This window comes from Streptomyces sp. NRRL S-920, assembly GCF_000717945.1.
Lineage (GTDB): Bacteria > Actinomycetota > Actinomycetes > Streptomycetales > Streptomycetaceae > Streptomyces > Streptomyces alboniger.
Genome location: NZ_JODF01000152.1, coordinates 1 through 730, shown reverse-complemented (window position 1 = coordinate 730; position 730 = coordinate 1). Strand labels below are relative to the sequence as shown.

The following is a 730-nucleotide window of genomic DNA, read 5'->3' as shown; positions in this document are numbered from 1 at the left end:
CTAGTGGCCGTCGGCACCTTCGGGGCGGGTGGCGCCAGGGAAGTCATCAGGATGTGTGGCGGAACGCCGACCTCTTGCGCGGCGCGGTGGACCAGGTCCAGGTCGACGACCCTGCGGCGCCGCTCCAGCCGGGAGATTGTTGCGGGTGCGCAGCCGATCCGGTCGCCGAGGGCGGCAAGGGTCCAGGAGAGGTGTTCACGGCCGAGACGGATGAGCGCGCCGGCGCGCCGCTGCTCCGCTAACTCGCGTGCCTTGGGGGTGCTCCAGAACGGGTCAACGGGCACAGGTCCTCCCACGCCGCACGACCGGGGCCCTCCACGGTACGAACGGTTCTTGCCGCGGTCGAGGCTGTTTGCACGACGTGCAAAGCCCTTGCACGACATGGCTGGCGATCACCGTAGGAGGAGGCGGTGCGGTGTGCTGGGTGCAGCGCCCCGAACCACGGGGCACGTCCATCGGAGGCATCATGGCAACGGCTGTTGCAGCTCCTCTGGCCACGGACCCGATAAGCTGCCCGGTCCGCTCCGCTCGGGAGGTCGTATCGAGCGGTTTGTGGGACAAGCAGGTCGGGCTGCTCGTGCGCGACTACCCGTACGACTCGTTCATGGCAGCCCGGGTTCTCGATCAGGGGTACGCCTACCTGCTGACCGCGATGCGGCACCGGGGCGAGGGGCTGGGGCTCGCGCCCAGCAAGCTCGTCGACATCGGCGTCCACACGATCATCCTCGAC

Annotated in this window: 1 protein-coding gene and 1 pseudogene; one reads left to right on the top strand and one right to left on the bottom strand. The window is 69.0% G+C overall.

Annotated features, from left to right (window positions below):
• Positions 1–284 (bottom strand): helix-turn-helix domain-containing protein (locus IG54_RS41090; RefSeq protein WP_234336491.1); only part of this gene is annotated, 284 nt, incomplete at its 3' end.
• A 182-nt stretch (positions 285–466) separates the two neighbouring features.
• Here IG54_RS41090 and IG54_RS38940 point away from each other — a divergent pair.
• Positions 467–730 (top strand): annotated as a pseudogene (locus IG54_RS38940) (hypothetical protein); the annotation flags it as partial.